Below are 20935 nucleotides of genomic sequence, written 5' to 3' on the forward strand. Positions count from 1 at the left end.
GTAAAAGGACACTGACACCATGACCACCATTCAACACGGCACGCAACCCGTACAGGTTATCGAAAGCGGTAGCATCCTCGATAACATCATTTCCCAGACATTGCTCAGCGCCGACGACGAGGCTTATGGCATCGCCAAGCGCGGCGTGTCGGCGTTTATCGCAGAGCTGGTCAAGCCACATAATTGTGACGAACCCGTAAAGAAACGCCTGGTCGACCGGATGATCGCCGAGATCGACACCAAGCTCAGCGAACAAATGGATGAGATCCTTCACCATCCGGGCTTCCAGGCGTTGGAGGCTTCGTGGCGAGGCTTGCAGTTGCTGGTCGATCGCACCAATTTTCGCGAGAACATCAAGATCGAACTGTTGAATGTTTCGCGCGAGGACCTGTTGGATGATTTCGAAGATTCCTCGGAAATTACCCAGTCCGGGTTATACAAGCACGTCTATAGCGCCGAATACGGTCAGTTCGGCGGTCAGCCGGTGGGCGCGATCATTGCCAATTACTTTCTTTCGCCCAGTGCGCCCGATGTGAAACTGATGCAATACGCATCCAGCGTCGCCGGCATGGCCCACGCGCCCTTTATCGCTGCAGCGGGGCCAAGTTTCTTCGGCTTGGAAAGCTTCACCGGGTTGCCCGACCTGAAGGATCTGCGGGACCATTTCGAAGGCCCGCAGTTTGCCAAATGGCAAAGTTTCCGGCAGAGCGAAGACGCACGATATATTGGCCTCACCGTGCCGCGCTTTTTGCTGCGCACCCCGTATGACCCCCTTGAGTGCCCGGTCAAGACCTTCGCCTACCAGGAGAACGTGGTTAACAGCCACGAGCATTACTTGTGGGGCAATACCGCCTATGCCTTTGCCACTCGCCTGACCGACAGCTTCGCGCGCTTTCGCTGGTGCCCCAACATTATTGGCCCGCAAAGCGGCGGGGCGGTCGAAGACCTGCCGCTACATCACTTCCAGAGCATGGGCGAGATTGAAACCAAGATTCCTACGGAGGTGCTGATTTCGGACCGACGTGAGTACGAGCTGGCACAAGAAGGTTTCATCGCCTTGACCATGCGCAAGGGCAGCGATAACGCAGCGTTTTTTTCCGCCAGCTCCGTGCAGAAGCCCAAATCGTTCGGCATCAGTGAGGAGGGCAAGGCGGCAGAGCTGAATTACCGCTTGGGCACCCAATTGCCCTACATGATGGTGGTCAACCGCCTGGCTCATTACCTCAAAGTGCTGCAACGGGAGCAGTTGGGCGCGTGGAAAGAGCGGACGGACCTGGAGTTGGAGCTCAACAAATGGGTTCGCCAATACGTGGCGGACCAGGAAAATCCCAGTGCCGAGGTGCGCGGGCGGCGCCCCTTGCGCGCTGCGCGCATTGTCGTCAGCGATGTCGAGGGCGAGCCTGGCTGGTACCGGGTCAACGTTACGGTACGCCCGCATTTCAAATACATGGGGGCAGACTTCACGTTGTCCCTGGTCGGGAAGCTCGATAAAGAATGAGCAGAAGCCAGGGCATGCTTGAGCACAACAGCCTTTTCGAACGCCTCGAGCAGGGGGCGTCTAACCCGGGTGCCACCGTGGCGTCCATCGCCGCACATTTGGGGAAAATGCTCAGCACTCGTGCGGGCAGTGTCCAGACGCTGCCTGATTATGGCTTGCCTGACCTCAATGACATGCGGCTCAGCTTGCATGAGTCCTTGAGCCAGTCGCGGCTGCATATCGAACGTTTTATCCAGGCCTATGAGCCGCGGCTGACGAACGTACGTGTCAGGCTGTTGCCGGTTGTGCGTGACTCCTTGTCCCTGGCATTCGCCATTGAGGCTGAGCGGATGATTGAGGGCGTACTGCATCCTGTAGTGTTCCACGCGCGCCTCACGGATACCGGGCGGGTTGAGGTCTGTGCCAATGACGCTTAACCGTTATTTTCAAAGCGAACTCAGTGCGTTGCGCCAACTGGGGCGACGTTTTTCCGAACGTAATCCCGCCCTGGCGCCGTTTCTCGGCGAAGCGGGCCAGGACCCGGATGTCGAGCGCTTGCTGGAGGGCTTTGCATTCCTGACCGGGCGCTTGCGTCAGAAGCTGGATGACGAACTGCCGGAGTTGACGCACTCGTTGATGCACTTGCTCTGGCCCCATTACATGCGCCCGATACCGGCCTTCAGCATCTTGCAATTCGACCCGTTGAAACGCGCCGGCCCAAGCGTTCGGGTGGCTCGGGATACCGCCGTGCAAAGCGCTCCCATCCACGGTGAGCGTTGCCAGTTCCGTACATGCTATCCCACCGATGTCATGCCATTGCAACTCACTGACCTGGAATACAAATGCCAGGGTGAAGGGGCCTGGTTGGATTTGCGCCTGTGCATGAGTGTCGACGGCAGCTTCAGTGAGTTGGAATTCGATTCGCTGCGACTGCACCTGGCCGGCGACCACTACATCAGTCAGGGCCTGTACCTAGGCCTATTGCGCCATCTGGCGGGAATCAGCCTGCAGCTCGTGGATCACGATGGCCTGCCGATCAGCGCCGGCGATGACCAACCCCTGACGCTGCGGCTCAATGCCAACCAGGTCCGGCCAGTGGGGTTTTCCCAGGAACAGGCGCTGATTCCTTATCCGCAGAACACGCTGGAGGGCTATCGGCACCTGCAGGAGTACTTCGCGTTTCCCGAGAAGTACCTGTTTGTCGATGTCGAAGGCTTGGAGGTGTTGCACACGTTGTCTCACGAGTTGCTCCGGCAGGCGCACGGCCTGGTGATGCGTTTCGAGCTCCGCAGTCAGGGCCGCGAGCCCCTGCGTCCTACCTTGGATAACGTAAAGCTGTATTGCACGCCCATCGTCAACCTGTTTACTCAGGATGCAATTCCCATTCGCCTGGACGGTAAACAGGACGAGTACCTTTTGGTACCTGGGGAATACACGCCGGGCAATGCCAGCGTGTATTCAGTGGACCGGGTCACCGGCTGGCGCCCCGGTGGCTTGGGCTATCAAACCTACGTGCGGTTCGAGTCGTTTGAACATGACTGCCACAGCGAGCCTGTGGCGGCACCGCCCAGCTACAGCATTCGCCAACGTTCGTCGGTTCAACATGGTGGACTCGACACCTGGATGGGGTTCGGCAATCGCCGCAAACAGGGCCAGGAAACCCTGTCGGTCGAACTGACCTGTACCAATTGCAACCTGCCACGGCAATTACGTGCAGGCGATATCAACCAGCCCGGCGAACACACACCGGAGTCGTTGACGTTTCGCAATATCACCGCGCCAACGGCGAGCTACGCACCGCCCCTGGACCAGGATTTCCTGTGGAATCTCATCAGCAATATGTCGCTCAACTACTTGTCGTTGACCGACATCAACGCCTTGAAGGCGATTCTCGCAACCTACGACCTGCCGCGTTATTACGACCGCCAGGCGCTGAAGGTCAGCCAGAAAAGACTGGCGGCTTTGCGCGCCATCCATCATGAGGCGACGGATCGCCTGCATCGTGGGTTGCCCGTGCGAGGGGTGCGGGTCGATCTGACGGTCGATTCCCAAGGCTTTGTCGGCCAGGGCGACTTATTTGTATTCGCTTCGGTCCTCAATCAGTTCTTTGCGCTTTATGCCAGCCTCAATTCCCATCACGAGTTGCGTGTCATCAGCACACAAGGAGACGTGTATTTATGGCCATCCCTGATGGGACAGCAGCCCCTGCTCTGAATCAACTTTGCCGTGGTATCCGTGAATACACGTTGTTCCAGGCGGTTTTGCAGGTGATCGAGCGATTGCGTGAGGCTCATCCGCTGCTGGATGAGGACGCGTTGTACGACCAGTTGGAGTTCCAGGCCAACCCTGGCTTGGGCTTTGCCGCGCACGATATCGACCGAGTGGAGTTCTTTATGGAGCATGGACATTTGCGCGCACGCCTGCGCCTCAATGTACTGGGGTTATTTGGCGCCGGGTCCCCACTGCCTGCGTTTTATGGTGAGCAGGCATTTGCCGAGCAGCCAGGCGGCAACCCGACTCGAGATTTCCTGGATATGTTCCATCATCGCTTGCACCGGCTGATGCTCCCGATCTGGCGCAAGTACCGCTATCGGGCGTGTTTCCGGGCAGGCGCCAATGATGGTTTTTCCGAGCAGATGTTTGCCTTGACGGGTCTGGGCGGCACCGCAATCCGTGGCGCTTCCCAGCTCGATTGCAAACGCCTGCTGCCCTACCTGGGCCTGCTGAGTGTGCGTGTGCACTCGGCGGCGTTGATCGAGTCGGTCCTGCGCTACTACTTCAAGCACGACGCGTTGTTTATCGAGCAGTGGGTTGAACGCCAGGTCGAGATCAGCCCGGTCCAGCGCAATGACCTGGGGCGGGCCAACAGTGTGCTTGGCGAGGACCTGGTGCTGGGGCGCCGCGTCGCTGACCGCAGTGGCAAGTTCAGGGTGCATGTCCGCGCGTTGGGGTGGCAGCGTTTTCACGACTTCCTGCCCACGGGAAAGGCCTATCAGCCGCTGCGTTCGCTGGTGCGCCTGACCCTGCGCGACCCATTGGAATACGACCTGCGTCTGGTACTGGCGCAGGGTCAGATCAGGGCTCTGCACATTGGCGAAAACACGGTTTGCCGCCTGGGTTGGACCACCTGGCTGGGGCACGAGCGGGCCGATGGCGTAGTCACGCTAACCCGTAATTTTCATTAGGGATGAATGGACATGATGAACAGGGATTTGCAACGCATGATCGGCGCACTGTCAGCACGGCTGGAAACAGCATCGGCCCTGGTGGATTTCTGCGGGTGCAACCAATGACCGATAACCTGCCCGGTGGCGGGGCCGACGCGCTGAGGTATGCCGACGCGTTGGCTGCCTGTTTCGCACGCTTGGGGTTCGAGCGTGATGAACACGCTTTACCTGACGGATGTGTCAGCACGGCGGCCCGGCTGAGCCAATCTGACGTCAGCCAATTGTATCTGCTCGATGAAGTGACCGGCCGGCTTGAACTGATCGCCCAACATCTAGCCCAAGTGTCGTCGCTCATCGTCATGCCTCCACGGCCTGGTCAGCATTCCCAACAGTTGCTGCACGACGCCTTGACCCAAGGCACTGGGTTGAGCCTGGAGGATGTGCAAGGCAGCGGCCATGACACAGGTTTTCTGCCCGCATTGGCGACACCATGGCGTGCGCTATTAATCGTGCCGCTGTTCAATCAATGTGAGCGGATAACTGGGGTGCTGGTGTGCGCCCGCCAACAGCCGGCCCAGCTGCAAGGCTACGCCCCCTCGTTGGGGCATTTGGGCAGCTACGCCGTGAACCGGTTACGCGTACTGCGCGGTAGGCAGCCCAACGTCGGCCCAAAGCCCGCAGGCCACAACCCCTTGGTTGGCGCATACGGCCTGATTGGCACCAGCGCGGCAATGGAGCAGGCCTGTCGTTTGATCAGTAAAGTCCTGCACACCCCTTACACCGTGCTGTTGCAGGGTGAGACCGGCACAGGCAAGGAAGTGGTGGCCCGGGCCATACACACGGCCGGGCCGCGCAAGGCCAAGGCCTTTGTCGTGCAGAACTGCGCGGCGTTCCCGGAAGGATTGCTTGAAAGTGAGCTGTTCGGCTACCGCAAAGGTGCGTTCACTGGCGCCGATCGCAATCACGGGGGGCTGTTCGACGCCGCACATGGCGGTACGTTGCTGTTGGATGAGATCGGCGATATGCCGCTGCCCTTGCAAGCCAAGTTGCTGCGGGTATTACAGGAGGGTGAGGTTCGCCCGCTGGGTGCCAGTGCGGCACATAAGGTCGACGTACGCATCATTGCCGCGACCCACCGCGACCTCGCGGCGATGGTCGCCGAAGGGCGCTTTCGCGAAGACCTCTATTACCGACTGGCTCAGTTCCCCATCACCTTACCGGCCCTGCGCGAGCGGGACGGCGATGTGCTGCAACTGGCGCGCCATTTCACAGGCAAGGTGTGCGCGGCGCTGGGGAGGCCACCTGTCGAATGGGCGAATACCGCCCTCGATCAACTCTCCAGCCATGGTTTTCCCGGCAACGTACGCGAGCTCAAATGCCTGGTGGAACGCGCCGTGTTGTTGTGTGACGACAGCGTGATTCGGCCCGAGCACCTGGCACTGCCGCCGGCACCAGAGCCGGCCACTCCCGATGACGTGACGCTGCGCCAGCGGATGGAGCGAGTGGAGCGTACGTTCCTGCTCGACTGCCTGCACAAGAACCATGGCAATCGCACGCGCACCGCGCGGGAGCTGGGGGTCGCCCGGCGCACCCTGCTTTACCGTCTTGCCCGTTTGAACATTCCCTTTGGCGATGCCCGGGAGGAACGCTGAATGGTGCACTTGATTTTTACTGTGGGAGAAACCTGATGCCTGATCGTCCATGGCACGTCGTCGTGCTGGTGATGTGTTTGCTGGGAGGCTGTAACGCTAACTATGTGTTCGATGATGCCGAGTACCACCCCTTGGGTGACCCGCAGGCGATCATTCGTGGCCGCTGAAAGGAGGGGGCATGAAGCTGCAGCTTGTGTTTGAGGTCTGCGCGTGCGAAAGCGACCAGAGCCTACTTTTGGCCCGCAAAGTATTTGACGGTGCAGGCGGCGTGATCGGGCGTGGTCCTGGATGTGACTGGGTGATCCCTGACGCCAGCCGCGTACTCTCCAGCCATCATGGATTGATCGGTTACCGTGAAGGACGTTATTTCCTCACGGATATCAGCCGCAACGGTATCGGGATGGCCAAGAGTCCTGAGCGCCTGCGCAAGGGGCAGGCACGATTGATCAGTGACGGCGACGTATTCGAGTTGGGGGTGTTGACGATACGTGCGCGATTGCTGGAATCGCCGCGACCTTCCGACGAGCTGCTGGCGCCAGCGGCGGTGCCGATCCCCGATGACGCTTTCCTGTCGCTGGACCCGTTGCATGGTTTGGATCTTGATCGGCAGATGCGGGCCACGTCGGATGATCTGGAGGCCTTGAACAAGAGCGCCGATGAGCAAGCGGTATGGGCAGATCACTATGGGGCCGATTGCGAGCACGTGGTATTGCCGCGGCGGCAAGACCCTTCGATGGAGGTTACCGCGGTACCCGCTGTCGCGTCGACGCTGTCGACCGACGAGGTGTTCTGGTCGCAATTTGCAGCGGTCCTGGGTATGGACCTGACGGCCCTCGACACACCGGCCCGGGAGGCATTGGCGATCAAGGTGGCACGCTTGTTTCGGGTGACGATCGAAGGGCTGCAACAAGGTTTGCGCACCCGTGAAGAACTGAATAACGAACTGGGTATGGCGCCGTTCGCCAGTCAGGGCTCCGGCCAGAATCCCTTGAAAGTGTATAGCGACACCGATGCTGCTTTATCCGCGATGCTCGATACCCGGGAGTTGGGTCAACTGCCCGCGGTGCGCGCCATTGCCCAGGTGCACCTGGAACTGCAGGTGCATCAGGTTGCGTTGCTGGCCGCTTGTCGAAGCGCCATGCGTAATGCCCGTGCTGTCTTTGAACCCAGCCATCTGTTGGGGTGTTTTGCGTCCCAGGGCAAGCCTGCCGGGTTTTTCTCCGATGGCGGGCGGTGGCGTGCCTACCAGCGTTACTACCAGCGTGTGGTGGCGCAAGAACAGTTGAATGATCGCCCGTTGGCCGGCGACTTCGCCAAGGCTTATGAGGAGCAGGTGCGCCTGATCTCCAGCCTGCACATTGATTTTCCAGGATGATAATCATGTATCGAGCCACCCTTGTTTCGTTGTTGCTCTTGTGCGGGCTGTTGGCGGGTTGCAGCGCCGTCTCGCCATTTTCCACGCTGACCAAGCTGGACGTGGTGCTGACTGCCAGCGAGCACGTCAACCCGGACTTGCACGGTCGTCCTTCTCCCGTGGTGGTGCAGTTGATCGAACTGCGCCATGGCGTTGCCTTTGAACATGCCGACTTCTTCAGCCTGTATGGCAATGCGCAGCACACGCTGCCAAAGGACTGGGTCGGCAGCGAGGAGGTTGAGCTGCGCCCGGGTGACCGGCTGGCGCTCAAACTGCGCATCGCTCCCGACAGTCGTTTTGTGGGAGTACTGGCCGCTTTTCGAGACTTGCCCCATGTCCAGTGGCGGCTGCTGGTGCCCTTGACGGTACAGCAACGCAACCGTGTCGAGCTGGTGCTGGACCAGGGCGGTATACGTGTTGCTGACCCTCTCGCCGGTGTGGAGGCGCAATAACATGCAGGTTCATAAAGTTATCTGGCAGGAAGGCATGCTGTTGCGGCCACAGCACTTGCAACACAACGACCGTTATTACCACCAGCAGCTCAATCAGACCCGCCTGCTGGGCAGTGACACCTGGGGTTTGCTCACGTTCGAACTCAATACGCAGTACCTCAAGTTGGGCAAGCTGGTGGTCAACCAGGCCAGCGGCGTGTTGCCGGACGGCAGCCTGTTTGACTTGAATGCTGCCATGGAGCCGCTGGTGGTGCAGGTGCCAGAGGGTTCGGGCGCGCAAGGGGTTTACCTGGCGCTGCCGCTGGTCAGCGGCAGTCACCTTGAAGCCCGCCGGCCTGAGCAAAGTGACGTGTTGGCGCGCTACCTCAGCTGTGAAGTGGAAGTGGGGGATTCCAACGTGGGGGCGGATACGCGTTGCCGAATCCACTGCGCGCGCCCGGACTTACGTCTTCTGTTGGGTGAACAGCCGGGTGACCAGCTCTTCATCAAGCTCAAGGTGGCCCAGGTACTCGACGCCAGCGGTGAAGGCGGTGTGAACCTGGATACGGCGTTCATCCCGACGTTTATCTTCGTGCAGGAGCATGGGTACGTGGCGTCGTGTCTCAAGGAGGTGATTGGCCTGCTTGCCAGTCGGGGCGATGCCATCGCGGCGCGCATTCGTGGCGAGAGCACGACCCAAGGCACACAAATCGCCGATTTCCTGATGCTGCAAGTGATCAATCGTAGTGAGCTGGAGCTGCGCCACTGCCTGAGCCAGACGCGGGTGCGGCCTGAAGCGGTGTTTCGTGCGCTGGTGTCGCTGCTCGGGGAGCTATCAACCTTCACCACTGAAAGTAAACGCGCGCAGTTGGATGTTCACTATCAACACGGCGATCAGGGCGCCAGTTTTCGCGGGCTGATGGCGCAGGTACGTACGGCACTGTCGGTGGTGCTGGAGCAACAGGCGATCAAGTTGGCATTGCAGCCTCGCCAGTACGGGGTGCTGGTATGCCCGGTCAGCGAGTTGAAACTGCTTGGCACCGCCACCTTCATCCTGGCGGCCACCGCGCAGTGTGAGGCGCAGGAATTGCGCCAGCGCCTGCCAGCCCACCTGAAAGTCGCGCCGGTTGAGCGCATACGCGAGTTGGTCAACCTGCACTTGGCCGGTATCAAGGTCAAGCCTTTGCCAGTGGCGCCGCGACAGATTCCTTTCCATGCCAGCAAGACCTATTTCGTGCTCGATATGAGCCCCCGTGATATCGCACAGCTGGAACAGTCGGGTGGTTTCGCTTTCCACGTCGGGGGTGAATTCACCGGGCTTGAACTCGACTTCTGGGCCATCAGGAACTGAATGCCATGGACAGTGAATACACCCAGGATGAAAAAACCGTCCTGCTCGACCGGGAGACTCATGAGCCTGCCCAGGGGCCGTTGACGGATTTCCCATCGCCGCCGCGCTACGAACAGTTGGAAGACCGCATGATCTACGCCGGCCACAGGCTCGATACGCATAGCTTTCAGACAGGGTTCAACCCGCTGGTAGCCGCAGCCTTGGCGGTATTGTTCGAGGTTATTGGGATCAGGGTCTGCTCCGGCCGTGAAAACCTGGGCACGCTCAACGACCGATTAGTGTTGGCGGTGACTCAGTTCGAAACCCGCGCCTTGCAGGGCGGCGTGGAGAACAGCCAGGTCATGTCGGCGCGCTATGTGTTGTGCAGCGTGATCGACGAGGCGGTGGTGACGACACCGTGGGGGGCGCAAAGCGAATGGTCGAAGATGAGCCTGTTGAGCCGCTTCCATAACGAAACCTTTGGCGGCGAAAAAGTATTCCAGTTGCTGGAGCGCCTCACGCGCGACCCGGTGAAGCACCTGGCGATGCTGGAGTTGCTGTATCTGTGCCTGTCCCTGGGGTTCGAAGGCAAATACCGGGTGATGGAGCGGGGCGTGACGCAACTTGAGGCTGTCCGCGATGCCTTGTATCGCCAGATCAGGCACGTACGTGGGGAGCCGGCGGCGCAAGCGCTACTGCCTGCCCAGCAGCGGACCGACCGGCGCAAGCAGGTGCGGGTCATCCCTGCCACTTGGTGGGTCGGCCTCACCTTGTTGTGTGTGTTGGCGATGTACACAGGGTTTGCCTGGGTGCTGAGCAACGAGCGTACAAACGCGCTGCACCCCCTTCAACTTTCGGCGTCGGATCTGGTCCGCACGCCCTTGTAAACGCTGGGAGCAATGAATGATCGCATTCTTCAAGGGGGTGGGCACCGTGCTGGGCAGGGTTTGGGTGTGGAGCCTGTTGCTGGTGCTTTCCTGCGCGGCAATGGTGTGGTTCTTGGGGCCGCTGCTGGCAGTGGATGATCACCGTATCTGGGCCGGGGCGACTGCTCGGTTGGTCACCATCAGCGGTGTGTTCTTGCTATGGGGACTGGCGATGGCGTTTGTGGGCCCAGGTTTTGCCGCCTGGCGCCAAAGACCAGAACGCGAGGTGCGCCGACAGCCGATGACGGGGGTGGAGGACGAACGCCGGCACCTGCGCAGTCGGTTCAAGAAAGCCGTGCACCTGCTCAAGATATCCCGCCATTATGGAGAGCGTAACGCGCGTTGGCGTCATGAGTTGCCCTGGTACCTGTTGATCGGTGAGCCGGGCAGTGGCAAGACACAGCTGCTGGCGGCAGCGGGCTTGCCGCTGGCGCTGGACCACGCGCAAACGCGGCCGATCGGTAGCAGTGCCCATTGTGACTGGTATTTCGGCGACGAAGGCGTGCTGATCGACACCCCGGGACGCTACCTTACCCAGCCCGACTCTTCAGTGGACGCCGCAGGCTGGATCACCTTGCTGCATCTGCTCCGGTGGCGCCGTCGAGTGCGGCCGCTCAGCGGTGTGGTGGTGACGCTATCGGTCGACATGCTGTCGAGCACCAACGAATACGACCTGGATCATCACGCACGCCATGTACACTCGCGCCTGCAAGAGATCCAACAGACGTTGCATGTGGATGTGCCGATTTACCTGGTGTTGACCCACGCCGACCGATTGCCGGGATTCGCTGAATTCTTCGACTCACCCATTGGAGAGAGTGCCGACAGCGTGTTGGGTCAGCACCTGCAAGGTTGCGCCGACGGTACTGACACAACACAGGTCCGTCAGGCGGTCGAGCAATTATTGCAGCGCTTGAACAGTGAGCTGATTGGGCGACTGCATCAGGAGCGCAATGTCGAGCGACGTGGGCAGATGCTGGAGTTTCCCCAGCAGGCAGCACGAATGGGGGAGCGCGTCAGCCTGTTCGTTGACATGGCGTTTTGCGCACATCGCTACCAACCCATCAACGGTTTGCGAGGGTTCTTCTTGACCTGCGCCGATGGCAGGCACCCGCGCTTTGTGCAGGGCCTGTTCAGCCAGGTGATCTTCGCCGAGGCCGACCTTGCGGGTTTGCAGGCTCAGGAACAACAACGTCTGCGTTGGCGCCAGGGCGCGCAGGCGGTGGCTGCAGCGCTGGTTATTGGCGGTGTCGGCGGGCTATGGGGGCACAGTTACTCAGTCAACCACCAACGCTTGGCGCAATTGTCGGCGCTGACCTCACACCCGCCGCTCGCCCTTGCGGCCGACGATGAAAGTACGGCGCTGTTGGCGCTGTTGGACGCGCGACTGGCGGCGACGCAGGTTTTTCCTGGGCCGGCAGATGTACGCCTGGTGGAGCGCACCGGGCTGTATCAGGGCGAACTGAGCCGTCCCAGCGTCGATCAAGCCTATGATCACGCGCTGCAAAAGCCATTTCTGGCCTGGACAGCCGCCCAGTTGGAAGAACAGGTAATTGCCAGCCTCGGGGACCGGGAGCGGCTGCTCGACGACCTGCGTGCCTACCTGATGCTCAATCTGCGCGAACGCCGTGACACGACCTGGCTGGCAGAACATATTGCAAGCCTTTGGTCGGTGCGGTTTGCCGGGGATATGCCAACACAGAAGCGCCTCAATGTGCACCTTGCGCGGCTGCTGGAGCAACCTTTTGTGGTGTCACTCAACGCGGAGCGGGTGGCCCAGGCCCGTGAAGCGCTGAGGGGCGAATCGTTGGCCGATGGGGTCTATCGGGTATTGCGCGAACAAGCGCGCAGCCTGGAGCCGTTGCGGCTGGCCGAGGGTAAGGTGTTCGCCGCTATCGATCCGCCTGTGCCGGGGTTCTATACCAAACGCTATGTGCAGTACTTTGAGGCGCAGGGCCCGCGGTTGGTAAACGCCATCACCCAGGACAACTGGGTGCTCGGCGAGGGTACCGACCTGGGGACCGAGGACTTGCGGCGCCTGATGGCTGAACTGCAGCAACGTTATTTCAGCGAGTATGCCGATGCCTGGAGCGATGCGCTTGGCCGAGTCAGGCTGCAAGAGACTGACAACCTGCGCCAGGATGCCGAGCAACTGATGAACCTGACGTCGGCGCAATCGCCTTTGATTCGTCTCTTGCAACAGGTGCGTGAAAATACGCGTTTGTTGCCAAGCCATGGACTGCTGGACAAAGTGGCCCAGCAGTCGGCAGACCTGGGCGAGATGGCCAAGTCGAGGTTGACGGCGGGGCAGGCGGGTATTGTCGAGGCTCCGCGGCGCGCCTTGCAGCGCCGCTTTGAGCCTTTGCATCAATTGCTGGATGAGCAGCAGAACCCCGGCGTAGAGCTGACTCAGGCCTTGCGTCTGCTGGATGAAGTGCACCTGCATTTGACGGCCTTGAACCGGGACAGCGCACCCGAGCAGGCCGCCTTCCTGCGTGCCAGGCAGCGCATGGAGGGCCAGCAGGATGCATTGGGCCATCTGCGAGACGCCGCCGCTCGCCTGCCGCTGCCCGTTGCCGGCTGGCTCGAAAGTATGGCGGATGACAGTTGGCGGCATTTGCTGGAACAGGCCTATGTGCACGTCAACCAACGTTATCAGAGCGAGGTGCATAGCCTTTATGCCAAGGCCATTGGCCGACGTTACCCATTCAATGCGCACGCCAGCAGTGAGGTCGCCCTTCACGATTTTCAGGAGTTCTTCAAGCCACGCGGGGTGATGGCGCGCTTTTATGAGGGCTACCTGCGGCCTTTTATCAGTGCCGACGGCAGCCGCTACCGATTGCGTGGGCTGGATGGCCAGAGTTTGCCGGTTTCCCGTGCGCTGCTGGAGCAATTGATGAAGACCCAGGTCATCCGCCGCGGCTTTTTTACCGAAGACGCGGGGGAGTTGTCCGTGCGATTCACCTTGGCACCCTACAGCCTGGACCCATCGGTCAGCCGAGCGATCCTGCGGTTTGGCGACCAGCAATTGGAGTATCGCCACGGTCCGATCGTACCCATGACGTTCCATTGGCCCACCGACGCAGACAATGGGCGCAGCAGCCTCGTCTTGGAGAGAGGCGCGGAGCAGCGCCCCTTGGGCATCGAAAAAGACACTGGAGCGTGGTCGTTGTTCCGGTTTCTGGACCTGCTGCAGAAAGAGCCCGCCAGCGGCCGTAATATACAGATCCTCAAGGCAGACCTCGCCGGCCTGCGCGCCAATTACCGGCTCACCAGCCAGCGTACGCCCGGTCCGTTTGACATGGACACATGGCGCACCTTTCGCCTGCCGGAGCAGCTGTGACCCCGATGGAAGCCCCGTGGCGCAGCGCCGGGCGCACGCAGCGAGGCCTGGCGCGGTTGCGCAATGAGGATGCATTCCTGGACAACCCGAGCACGGGTTGCTGGGCGGTGGCGGACGGCATGGGCGGGTATCGGCACGGGGATGTCGCCAGCCAGTGGATAGTCAGCCACTTGGCTTCAGTGTCGGCTGACGGCAACCTTGACCAGCGTATTCAGGCGGTTCGCAACAAATTGCAGGACGTCAACCAAGGAGTACGACGCGCATGGACAGAACCTGGCGCAACCAGTGAAGTGACGATGGGCAGTACCGTGGTCGCCCTGTTGTTGGAGAAGGGCCGGGCGGCCTGCCTATGGGCGGGAGACAGTCGCTGCTATTTATGGCGCGACCAGAGCCTCTACCAATTGTCGAAGGACCACTCGCTGCTGCAGCGCCTCATGGACGAGCGTCAGTTGAGTGTGGCGCAAGCCCAGGCTTACCCGGGTGCCAGGGCCTTGACCCGGGCCGTTGGCGCGCGTTCGCGGTTGCATCTGGAGGTACTGGAACTGCGTACCCGCCCTGGGGATGTATTTTTGTTGTGCAGTGATGGCTTGTATCAGGCCCTCAGCCACGTTGACCTGGGGCGGGCGTTGAGCATGGGCACGCCTCAACGGGCAGTGGAACGGCTATTTGCAGCGGCGTTGCGCCGGCCGATACGCGATGACCTGACTGCGGTTGTGGTGCAGCCATGAACTCGGCAGCTCAAGCCTGCCGTTTACTGTCTGGGCGCTATCACCTTGAACGTGTCTTGGGCAGAGGTGGCATGGGCAGGGTGTACCGCGCGCGCGACCTGTTGCACGAGCAATTGGGCGAACCCTGTTCCAAGGTCGCGATCAAGCTACTCGACGAACCCATTTCCCAGTGCCCCGACGCGCATGTGTTGTTGTACAGCGAGTTTGCGTTGACCCGCAGCCTGAGGCACGCGCATGTGGTACGGGCGTTTTCGTTTGAGGTCGATACACACAGTCAAGTCGCGTTTTTCACCATGGAGTTGCTGCAAGGAGTGACGCTGGACCGCCTGCTGCTGGAGTGCCCCTATGGCTTGCCTTGGCGGGAGTTGCGACCCATCGCCGTGCAGTTGCTGGATGCGCTGGTCTACACCCACCAGCAAGACGTTCTGCACGGTGATGTCAAACCAGCCAATGTCATGGTGGGCGAGGAGGGCGTGCGCTTGTTCGATTTCGGCCTGGGCCAGGCTCAAGCAGGCGCCGCAATGGGTTTGCCGAGTGTCAGCCGCAGTCGTTTCAATGCCTGGACACCTGCCTACGCCGCCCCGGAACTGTTGGCCGGCGGTGCGCTGACCGCCGCTGCCGACCTGTACGGCGTGGCCTGCGTCCTGTACGAACTGGCCCACGGCAAGCGCGTTGGGGAGCGCGCCTCCACGGTCTGTCTGCCCCGGCCCGCGCAGTTACCCAGGCATTGCTGGGTGGCGTTACAGGCAGCGTTGGCGATAGACCCGCAGCACCGAAGCATAACGGTCGCCGAGTTGCGTCACGTCATGGGGCGCAACCGAGCACGCTGGTGCTTGTAGGGCAAAGGTCAAACGGCCAAGCCGTGCAACTGGCAGTACTGCGCCCAGTCCATGCCTGCCATCTGTGCGACTTCTTTATGCACTTCGCGCCGCTGGGCCTCGAAGGCTTCGGTCGAATCGGCCGTCAGCTTGAGGGTCAATTCCCAGGCGAATAATTTTTGCTGTTCAGCGTGTGCTTCGAAAGCCTCATGCAGGCGTTCGGCGCGATACTGCGCCAGGGTTTCGCCCCTGGCCTGGGCTACCAGCGGGTTTAGGCTGTCCAGCTCGGCAGCGACCTGCGGTTGTTCGCGCAGGAATCTGTCCAGCGCAAGTTGGTGCGTATCGTTGGGTGCCGACACAGGTAGACACCTTAATGAGAAGGGTGAGAGTTGCTATCGGACGCGCGTGCGTTGAGGTGATGGCGGGCACGCTTGCGCGACCTGCGCTGCATCCAGTTTTGCAACGGCGCCAGCAAGAAAAACATCAGGTAAGCGACCAGCACCAGGGTCAGGTCTACCCAGGTTTCAGCCACAGGCCCAGTGAACAACTCAATGAGGTTCTTGATTACAAACAGCAACACCACGCTGCACAACCACAGCAGGATGGTGACAAACAGAGGACGCATGTGACTTGAGCGTTTGTCTTGCATAGTGAGGTTCTCTCCTTTGGCCTGTTGTCGTTCCAGGCAAGATTCCCTGAGTGCGTACCCATTATCAGACAGGTTGTAACATCCTTTAACACGCACAAACCGTGCGGATGATACCGACTCAGACAGCCTTAGGGGATGATTCAAGTCAGAAAGTTCGATAAATCTGTAGGGATTTAGTCTAGCAATCCGGCATTCACTGGTAAAAAAGCCGGGCAGGGACGGGGATAAAGGCTTTCGCTTCGGCTATCAGGCCGTGTAGCGTTAGCGGGTGTTTCCGGCCCTGATCTTCAGCGGCAGTCGGTGACAGGCAGAGGACGGCCCATGGCGCACACCCTGTTCAAACTTTTCCTGACACAGCGCCTGGCGGTCCTGGCCAGCACGGAGTCGCTGCGTGCGATTCGGGAGGGGCTGCTGTGGATACTGCCGTGCCTGTTGGTGTCCGCTGGTTTCCTGATCCTGTCCGAATGCGCCCTGGCGCTGGGGTTCGATGCGCAGGTGGTGAGTTTCCTGGCCGGGTTGCATAAACAGATCAGCTCGGTGATCCCGTTGCTGGTGGCGGCCTCCATCGGTTACATGTTGGCGATTCAACACCGTCTGCCACAACTGCCGGTCGCCTTCCTGTGCCTGGCCCATGTAGTGGTCGCAACCTTCGTGCTGCGTGAGTACCCGCGTGCTTCGGCCACGTTCCTGCTGTTTATTGCCATTGCTTCGCCCTTGATCAACGTGCCGGCCATTGCCTGGCTGCATCGCTTTCGCTGGACACGCCTGGTCAACCAGGACCTGGTCGGCCATAACCTCAAGGGCACCATCAACATGGTGATACCCGGCGCACTCACGGCCTTGTCGTTGGTGGCGGTGTTGTCGTTGCTGCTGTTGATCCCCCATGTGGCGCAAATCCAGGGGCCTCAGGTGCTTGATGCGTTGCAGACGCCTTACGGCAGCGGGTTGTTTGTCACCCTGATGAATTCGCTGCTGTGGTTCTTCGGGATTCACGGCGTGTATGCCATGCAGCCGTTATTCGATGCATTGGATCAGGCGGTGGCGCTCAATGGCGCAGCGTTGGCGGCGGGGGAGCCGGTGCTGTACCTGCTCAACAACGGCTTGCTGGGCAGTTTTGCGTTTATCGGTGGCTCGGGCGCAACCTTATGCCTGTTATTGGCGATCCTGCTATTTTCCAAGAGCCAGTCCATGCGCTTGCTGGCGGTGGCCAGTTTGCCGCTGTCATTATTCAATGTCAGCGAAGTGCTGTTGTTCGGTTTGCCGATCATCCTCAACCCGCGCCTGTTCATACCATTTCTATTGGTGCCGGCGTTCAACGCGATGGTGGCGTTGATGGTGGTGCAACTGGGCTGGGTCTCACCGGCGGTGGCCAGCGTGCCCTTTACCGCCCCGGTGCTGCTCAACGCGTACCTCAGCACCCATGGCGATGTGGCGGCGGTGGTGTTGCAGATCGTTCTGTTGGGCGCCGGTACCCTGGTGTATGCGCCCTACGTCAGGGCGATTCATCGCCAGTCCAGCGATGGCGGCACGGTGTACCTCAAATCCCTTGACATGACCTTTCGCGGTCTCGAGGAGAAAGGCCGTCTGCTGGAGTTCGATCCGGTGCTGGCCACTCACCAGACATTGGCCCGTCAGGCCGCTGAGTTGAACCGTATTCAACAGATCAGCGATTACGAGTTCTACCTTGAGTTTCAACCCCAAATCTCCACCCGCACCGGTTTGTGCACCGGGTGCGAGGCGCTGATGCGCGCCCGGGACAGCCAGGGCACGGTGCATTCGCCCTGGGAGTTCCTGCAATGGCTGGCGCACGCCAGGCTGATGCCGGACGTAGACGTGTGGGTGGCATCCCAGGCTGTGCGCCAGTATCAGAAATGGCAGAAGGTGGGTTTTGAACTGCCGATGACCATCAATATTTCCAGCACCACGCTCAAGGACGCCGCCTATGGCGACCGCCTGGTGGAAATTCTTCGCCAGGCCCGTGGGCAAGTTTCAGTGGAAATTACCGAAGACGCGCTGGTCAGCGACATCCCGGCCACCCGCCAGACCATCCAGAAGTTGCAGGCCATGGGCGCCAAGGTCTATCTGGATGATTTTGGCACTGGGTTTTCTGCGTTGAGCTATCTGCACCAGTTTCCTGTGGATTTCATCAAGATCGACCGCAGTTTTGTGGTTGCCCAGCATGACCCTAAAGGCGCCCAGGTGCTCACAGGTATGTTGCGGTTCTGCGAGGCCTTGGACCTGGGCGTGGTAGTGGAAGGGGTTGAGACGGCTGAGCAATTGGCCTTTTTGAGTAACGGGCCTGAGTTGTTTATCCAGGGCTGGTATTTCAGCAAGGCACTGCCTGGGGATCAGTTGCCGCGCTTTGTGCGTGAGCGCAGGGCGTTGGTCTGATGGCCGACGCTTATCTAACTGACGCCCTGCGGTCCCACTGTGGGAGCTGGCTTGCCTGCGATGACGGCCTGCCAGTCGACGCCTATCTACCTGACACCCCGCAGTCCAACTGTGGGAGCTGGCTTGCCTGCGATGACGCCCTGACAGCCGACGCTGTTATACCGTGTACATATCCATTCCTGCGGTCACGACCACTTAGGGTTCCGCTCTGACAGCGGGGCACTTTGGAAAAGAGCCGGAATGCCGGCCCAGCCCAAAGTAACCAAAGGGCTCTTGCCCCACCACTCGGCACCTCGCTTGGGCTCGGTGTGCCCGTAATCCGCCAGTGATTTGGGGGGGGCGCTTCAGATCAAGAGCAAGATCAAGAGCGACTCGCTTCGCATCGTGGTTACCGCTGGCTGCTACGGAGTTGTGTAATACCTATTGTTTGGTGGCGCCAACCCCCCATCTCCAAGCCTTTGAAAGAATTTTCCTACAGGTGTTGACCTTGCCACTACGGGAACCTTTAGGCTTTTTTCCGAGTACGCCCAACCACAAAAACAAGATTCAGGGGTTATCAATGGATACTGCTGCCCTGCAACAACGCTCGGATTCCGATCTCTTCACCAACGCCTCGCGGCTGATGGTGAATGCCTTGGAACCCAGCGCCAACTACGCCCAAGTCACCCGCGCGCTGGAAGCGCTGCTCGCACTGACCCGGCAAGGCCTGGCGGGAGACGCCCAAGCTTATGCGCACTATCAGTCAGCCCTGCTGCAACTGCACCTCCCCGGTGACCCGCGCACCGAGCCGACCCGGCGCTGGATGGCCAGCGAGGTCTACCGCGTCGAAGATGAGTTCGCCGCCGACGTGCCGGGCTTTAAAGCGTTGCCGGCGGACGAGTTCCGTCAACAGGTCGACGCTGAAATCGCCGCACGCAGCCGGGTCAACCACCCGATGTCGGTGCACCTGTTCCAAGGTACGCCGCCGGTGCAGGATGTGCGCTTTTTCCTGGAGCATCACTGGACCCGTTCCTACAACTTCTACAGCCTGCTGGCCGAGTTGGCCTTCCGTTTCGAAGCCATCGAAGACGCCTCGGTGTTTTACCGCAACTTGTACGGCGAAGCAGGCGCTGAGACACCGGAGCGTTCGCACCCTGCGATGCTCGCCCATCTGATGGAGTATTTCGATATTCCGCTGGCCATCGATTTCCCCGCGCTGCATCCGCTGGAAAAGGCCTACCTGAATAATCGCATTCGCTGTGTGCGCCACACCGATGTCGCCTGGGGCCTTGCGCTGCTCTATGCGGTGGAGTCTGTCAGCTGCGTCAACCATCGGCGCATCTACGAGTTGTTGCAGCGCCTGGATGTACCGGCGCAGCCCAGCGAATTCCACCGCTTGCATGGCACCCAGGATGAGATCGACACCGAAGAAATGTGGGCACTGATTGCCAAGTTCGCCAGCGAGGAAGGCTTTCAACGCACGTTCATGCGCGCACTCAAGCACCACTTCGAAATCAACAAGGCCTACTTCGACAGCCTGTGGCAGCAGATGCAGGCCCAACGCCTGTCTGCCTGAACGACCTGCGACCCAAAAACAAAAATAATGGAGCACATGATGAGCCCACGTAATTTTTCCCTGGCGCAATTGCAGAATATTCACACGGCCGAAGCCCGTCTGCTGGCGGAAGCCTTGAAACCGGACGCGACGTTCAATCGCATCGAAATTGCCGCCAATATGCTGCGCGCCCTGTGCGAGACCGGCCAACGTGGCGACGCCGCGAATGCAGCGCAGTGCCAGCAATTGCTGTACATCCTCTCGTTGAGCGACGACGTGGCCACCGCCTCGACCCGGCGCTGGCTGGCCAATGCCGTCTATAGCGTGCAAGAGCGTTTCATGCCGTCAGCCGACTTGGCATCGCCCTTGTCCGAGGCCGGCTTCCAGCAGCGCCTGGAAGAGCAGATTGCCGCGCAGTCGCGGGAAAACCATCCGATGTCGCAGTATGTGTTTGAAGGCAAAGCCTCTCACGAGCAACTGCAGGTGTTTTTGCGCCACCAATGGTTCCGTACTTATCGCCTTTACCGGGACGCCGCCGACCTGCTGGTCAACCTGACTGACGTGGACGAGGCGGCTGCCCTGGCGCGTTATCTCTACGGCGAGTTGGGCGAAGAGGATGAGCAGCGTTCCCACCCGAAGCTGTTGGCCAAGCTGCTCGCCGCCGTGGGCCTGAATGCCGATTTCGAGGCCCTCTCGACGATGCCCGAGGAAATCGCCTACCTCAACAACCGCGCACGCTGTTTCCGCAACCCCGATGTCGGCTGGGGCCTGGCGGTGTTCTACATCACCGAACTGGTGGTGCCCGGTAACCACGGCAAGCTGTACAACGCCCTGCGCAACGCGGGATTGAGCCAGGATGACGCGGAGTACTACGAAGTGCACATCAGCCTGGTGCCGCCGCGGGCCAAGCGTGAATGGGCACTGATCTCACGGCGTATTCCGGACCTGGGGTTCCAGAATGCGTTCCTGACGTCTCTGGCCGAGCACTTCCGGCTGGAGCGGGCTTATTACGATGCAGTCTGGGAAGAAGTACAACGCGTGAAGTAGCCCTCCCTGGACAACCCGAGTAACCCGA

At 60.3% G+C, this 20935-nt stretch carries 18 protein-coding genes; 16 read left to right on the forward strand and 2 right to left on the reverse strand.

The features are described from left to right. The first annotated feature begins 19 nt into the window (after positions 1-19). The 13 genes from tssC (at position 20) to BT199_RS11085 (ending at position 15307) form a co-directional block, all read left to right on the forward strand. Positions 20-1498: a type VI secretion system contractile sheath large subunit gene (tssC, locus tag BT199_RS11025; RefSeq protein ID WP_072434470.1), complete on the forward strand. Its 1479-nt coding sequence runs from the start codon at positions 20-22 to the stop codon at positions 1496-1498. A gap of 14 nt (positions 1499-1512) precedes the next feature. Beyond that, positions 1513-1914, forward strand: coding sequence for a type VI secretion system baseplate subunit TssE (tssE, locus tag BT199_RS11030; protein WP_014718218.1), 402 nt, complete (start codon positions 1513-1515; stop codon positions 1912-1914). Beyond that, on the forward strand, positions 1904-3691 hold the full coding sequence (gene tssF, locus BT199_RS11035) for a type VI secretion system baseplate subunit TssF (protein WP_072434471.1): 1788 nt from the start codon (positions 1904-1906) through the stop codon (positions 3689-3691). The genes tssE and tssF overlap by 11 nt, the downstream gene beginning before the upstream one ends. Further along, positions 3655-4662 (forward strand): type VI secretion system baseplate subunit TssG, encoded by a 1008-nt coding sequence (tssG, locus tag BT199_RS11040; RefSeq protein ID WP_072434670.1) that lies wholly within the window; start codon positions 3655-3657, stop codon positions 4660-4662. The genes tssF and tssG overlap by 37 nt, the downstream gene beginning before the upstream one ends. Before the next feature lie 104 nt (positions 4663-4766). Then, positions 4767-6296: a sigma-54 interaction domain-containing protein gene (locus tag BT199_RS11045; RefSeq protein ID WP_072434472.1), complete on the forward strand. Its 1530-nt coding sequence runs from the start codon at positions 4767-4769 to the stop codon at positions 6294-6296. Positions 6297-6331: 35 nt separating this feature from the next. Next, positions 6332-6463 carry a hypothetical protein gene (locus BT199_RS11050; RefSeq protein ID WP_032896909.1) on the forward strand — a complete coding sequence of 44 codons (132 nt, stop codon included), beginning with the start codon at positions 6332-6334 and terminating at the stop codon, positions 6461-6463. A gap of 11 nt (positions 6464-6474) precedes the next feature. Further along, a complete protein-coding gene (gene tagH, locus BT199_RS11055; RefSeq protein ID WP_072434473.1) occupies positions 6475-7671 on the forward strand; it encodes a type VI secretion system-associated FHA domain protein TagH in 1197 nt (398 codons plus the stop codon). Positions 7672-7676: 5 nt separating this feature from the next. After that, complete coding sequence (tssJ, locus tag BT199_RS11060; protein ID WP_072434474.1) at positions 7677-8162, forward strand: type VI secretion system lipoprotein TssJ; 486 nt, start codon at positions 7677-7679, stop codon at positions 8160-8162. 1 nt (position 8163) lies between these two features. Then, entirely contained in the window at positions 8164-9492 is a 1329-nt protein-coding gene (gene tssK / locus BT199_RS11065; RefSeq protein ID WP_072434475.1) for a type VI secretion system baseplate subunit TssK, read from the forward strand. A 5-nt stretch (positions 9493-9497) separates the two neighbouring features. Further along, positions 9498-10358, forward strand: coding sequence for a type IVB secretion system protein IcmH/DotU (gene icmH, locus BT199_RS11070; protein WP_072434476.1), 861 nt, complete (start codon positions 9498-9500; stop codon positions 10356-10358). Positions 10359-10374: 16 nt separating this feature from the next. Beyond that, positions 10375-13740: a type VI secretion system membrane subunit TssM gene (gene tssM / locus BT199_RS11075; RefSeq protein WP_072434477.1), complete on the forward strand. Its 3366-nt coding sequence runs from the start codon at positions 10375-10377 to the stop codon at positions 13738-13740. 5 nt (positions 13741-13745) lie between these two features. Next, the gene (locus tag BT199_RS11080; RefSeq protein ID WP_069868951.1) at positions 13746-14468 is read left to right on the forward strand and encodes a PP2C family protein-serine/threonine phosphatase; all 723 of its coding nucleotides are present in this window, start codon (positions 13746-13748) and stop codon (positions 14466-14468) included. Further along, the gene (locus BT199_RS11085) at positions 14465-15307 is read left to right on the forward strand and encodes a serine/threonine-protein kinase (RefSeq protein ID WP_072434478.1); all 843 of its coding nucleotides are present in this window, start codon (positions 14465-14467) and stop codon (positions 15305-15307) included. Before BT199_RS11080 ends, BT199_RS11085 begins: the two co-directional genes overlap by 4 nt. A gap of 8 nt (positions 15308-15315) precedes the next feature. On the opposite strand, the gene BT199_RS11090 is transcribed toward BT199_RS11085, so the two are convergent. Together BT199_RS11090 and BT199_RS11095 are read right to left on the reverse strand one after the other, a co-directional pair. Further along, on the reverse strand, positions 15316-15645 hold the full coding sequence (locus BT199_RS11090) for a DUF6388 family protein (RefSeq protein ID WP_014718230.1): 330 nt from the start codon (positions 15643-15645) through the stop codon (positions 15316-15318). Positions 15646-15656: 11 nt separating this feature from the next. Continuing rightward, positions 15657-15911, reverse strand: coding sequence for a hypothetical protein (locus tag BT199_RS11095; RefSeq protein ID WP_224797013.1), 255 nt, complete (start codon positions 15909-15911; stop codon positions 15657-15659). A gap of 345 nt (positions 15912-16256) precedes the next feature. Between BT199_RS11095 and BT199_RS11100 the strand changes: the two genes are divergently transcribed. From BT199_RS11100 to BT199_RS11115, 3 genes are all read left to right on the forward strand, one after another. Next, complete coding sequence (locus BT199_RS11100) at positions 16257-18326, forward strand: EAL domain-containing protein (RefSeq protein ID WP_014718232.1); 2070 nt, start codon at positions 16257-16259, stop codon at positions 18324-18326. A 559-nt stretch (positions 18327-18885) separates the two neighbouring features. Continuing rightward, positions 18886-19881 carry an HOASN domain-containing protein gene (locus tag BT199_RS11110; RefSeq protein ID WP_032903844.1) on the forward strand — a complete coding sequence of 332 codons (996 nt, stop codon included), beginning with the start codon at positions 18886-18888 and terminating at the stop codon, positions 19879-19881. 39 nt (positions 19882-19920) lie between these two features. Next, positions 19921-20907: an HOASN domain-containing protein gene (locus BT199_RS11115; protein WP_032903843.1), complete on the forward strand. Its 987-nt coding sequence runs from the start codon at positions 19921-19923 to the stop codon at positions 20905-20907. Positions 20908-20935: the final 28 nt, after the last annotated feature.

The organism is Pseudomonas sp. NFR02 (assembly GCF_900119375.1).
GTDB lineage: Bacteria > Pseudomonadota > Gammaproteobacteria > Pseudomonadales > Pseudomonadaceae > Aquipseudomonas > Aquipseudomonas paracarnis.

Coding starts and splice junctions, on each gene's coding strand:
- tssJ (WP_072434474.1), top strand. CDS start 7,677: ATGTATCGAGCCACCCTTGTTTCGTTGTTGCTCTTGTGCGGGCTGTTG.
- tssE (WP_014718218.1), top strand. CDS start 1,513: ATGCTTGAGCACAACAGCCTTTTCGAACGCCTCGAGCAGGGGGCGTCT.
- BT199_RS11100 (WP_014718232.1), top strand. CDS start 16,257: ATGGCGCACACCCTGTTCAAACTTTTCCTGACACAGCGCCTGGCGGTC.
- BT199_RS11085 (WP_072434478.1), top strand. CDS start 14,465: ATGAACTCGGCAGCTCAAGCCTGCCGTTTACTGTCTGGGCGCTATCAC.
- BT199_RS11110 (WP_032903844.1), top strand. CDS start 18,886: ATGGATACTGCTGCCCTGCAACAACGCTCGGATTCCGATCTCTTCACC.
- BT199_RS11095 (WP_224797013.1), bottom strand. CDS start 15,911: ATGCGTCCTCTGTTTGTCACCATCCTGCTGTGGTTGTGCAGCGTGGTG.
- BT199_RS11045 (WP_072434472.1), top strand. CDS start 4,767: ATGACCGATAACCTGCCCGGTGGCGGGGCCGACGCGCTGAGGTATGCC.
- tssC (WP_072434470.1), top strand. CDS start 20: ATGACCACCATTCAACACGGCACGCAACCCGTACAGGTTATCGAAAGC.
- tssK (WP_072434475.1), top strand. CDS start 8,164: ATGCAGGTTCATAAAGTTATCTGGCAGGAAGGCATGCTGTTGCGGCCA.
- tssM (WP_072434477.1), top strand. CDS start 10,375: ATGATCGCATTCTTCAAGGGGGTGGGCACCGTGCTGGGCAGGGTTTGG.
- tagH (WP_072434473.1), top strand. CDS start 6,475: ATGAAGCTGCAGCTTGTGTTTGAGGTCTGCGCGTGCGAAAGCGACCAG.
- tssG (WP_072434670.1), top strand. CDS start 3,655: ATGGCCATCCCTGATGGGACAGCAGCCCCTGCTCTGAATCAACTTTGC.
- BT199_RS11115 (WP_032903843.1), top strand. CDS start 19,921: ATGAGCCCACGTAATTTTTCCCTGGCGCAATTGCAGAATATTCACACG.
- BT199_RS11080 (WP_069868951.1), top strand. CDS start 13,746: ATGGAAGCCCCGTGGCGCAGCGCCGGGCGCACGCAGCGAGGCCTGGCG.
- tssF (WP_072434471.1), top strand. CDS start 1,904: ATGACGCTTAACCGTTATTTTCAAAGCGAACTCAGTGCGTTGCGCCAA.
- BT199_RS11050 (WP_032896909.1), top strand. CDS start 6,332: ATGCCTGATCGTCCATGGCACGTCGTCGTGCTGGTGATGTGTTTGCTG.
- icmH (WP_072434476.1), top strand. CDS start 9,498: ATGGACAGTGAATACACCCAGGATGAAAAAACCGTCCTGCTCGACCGG.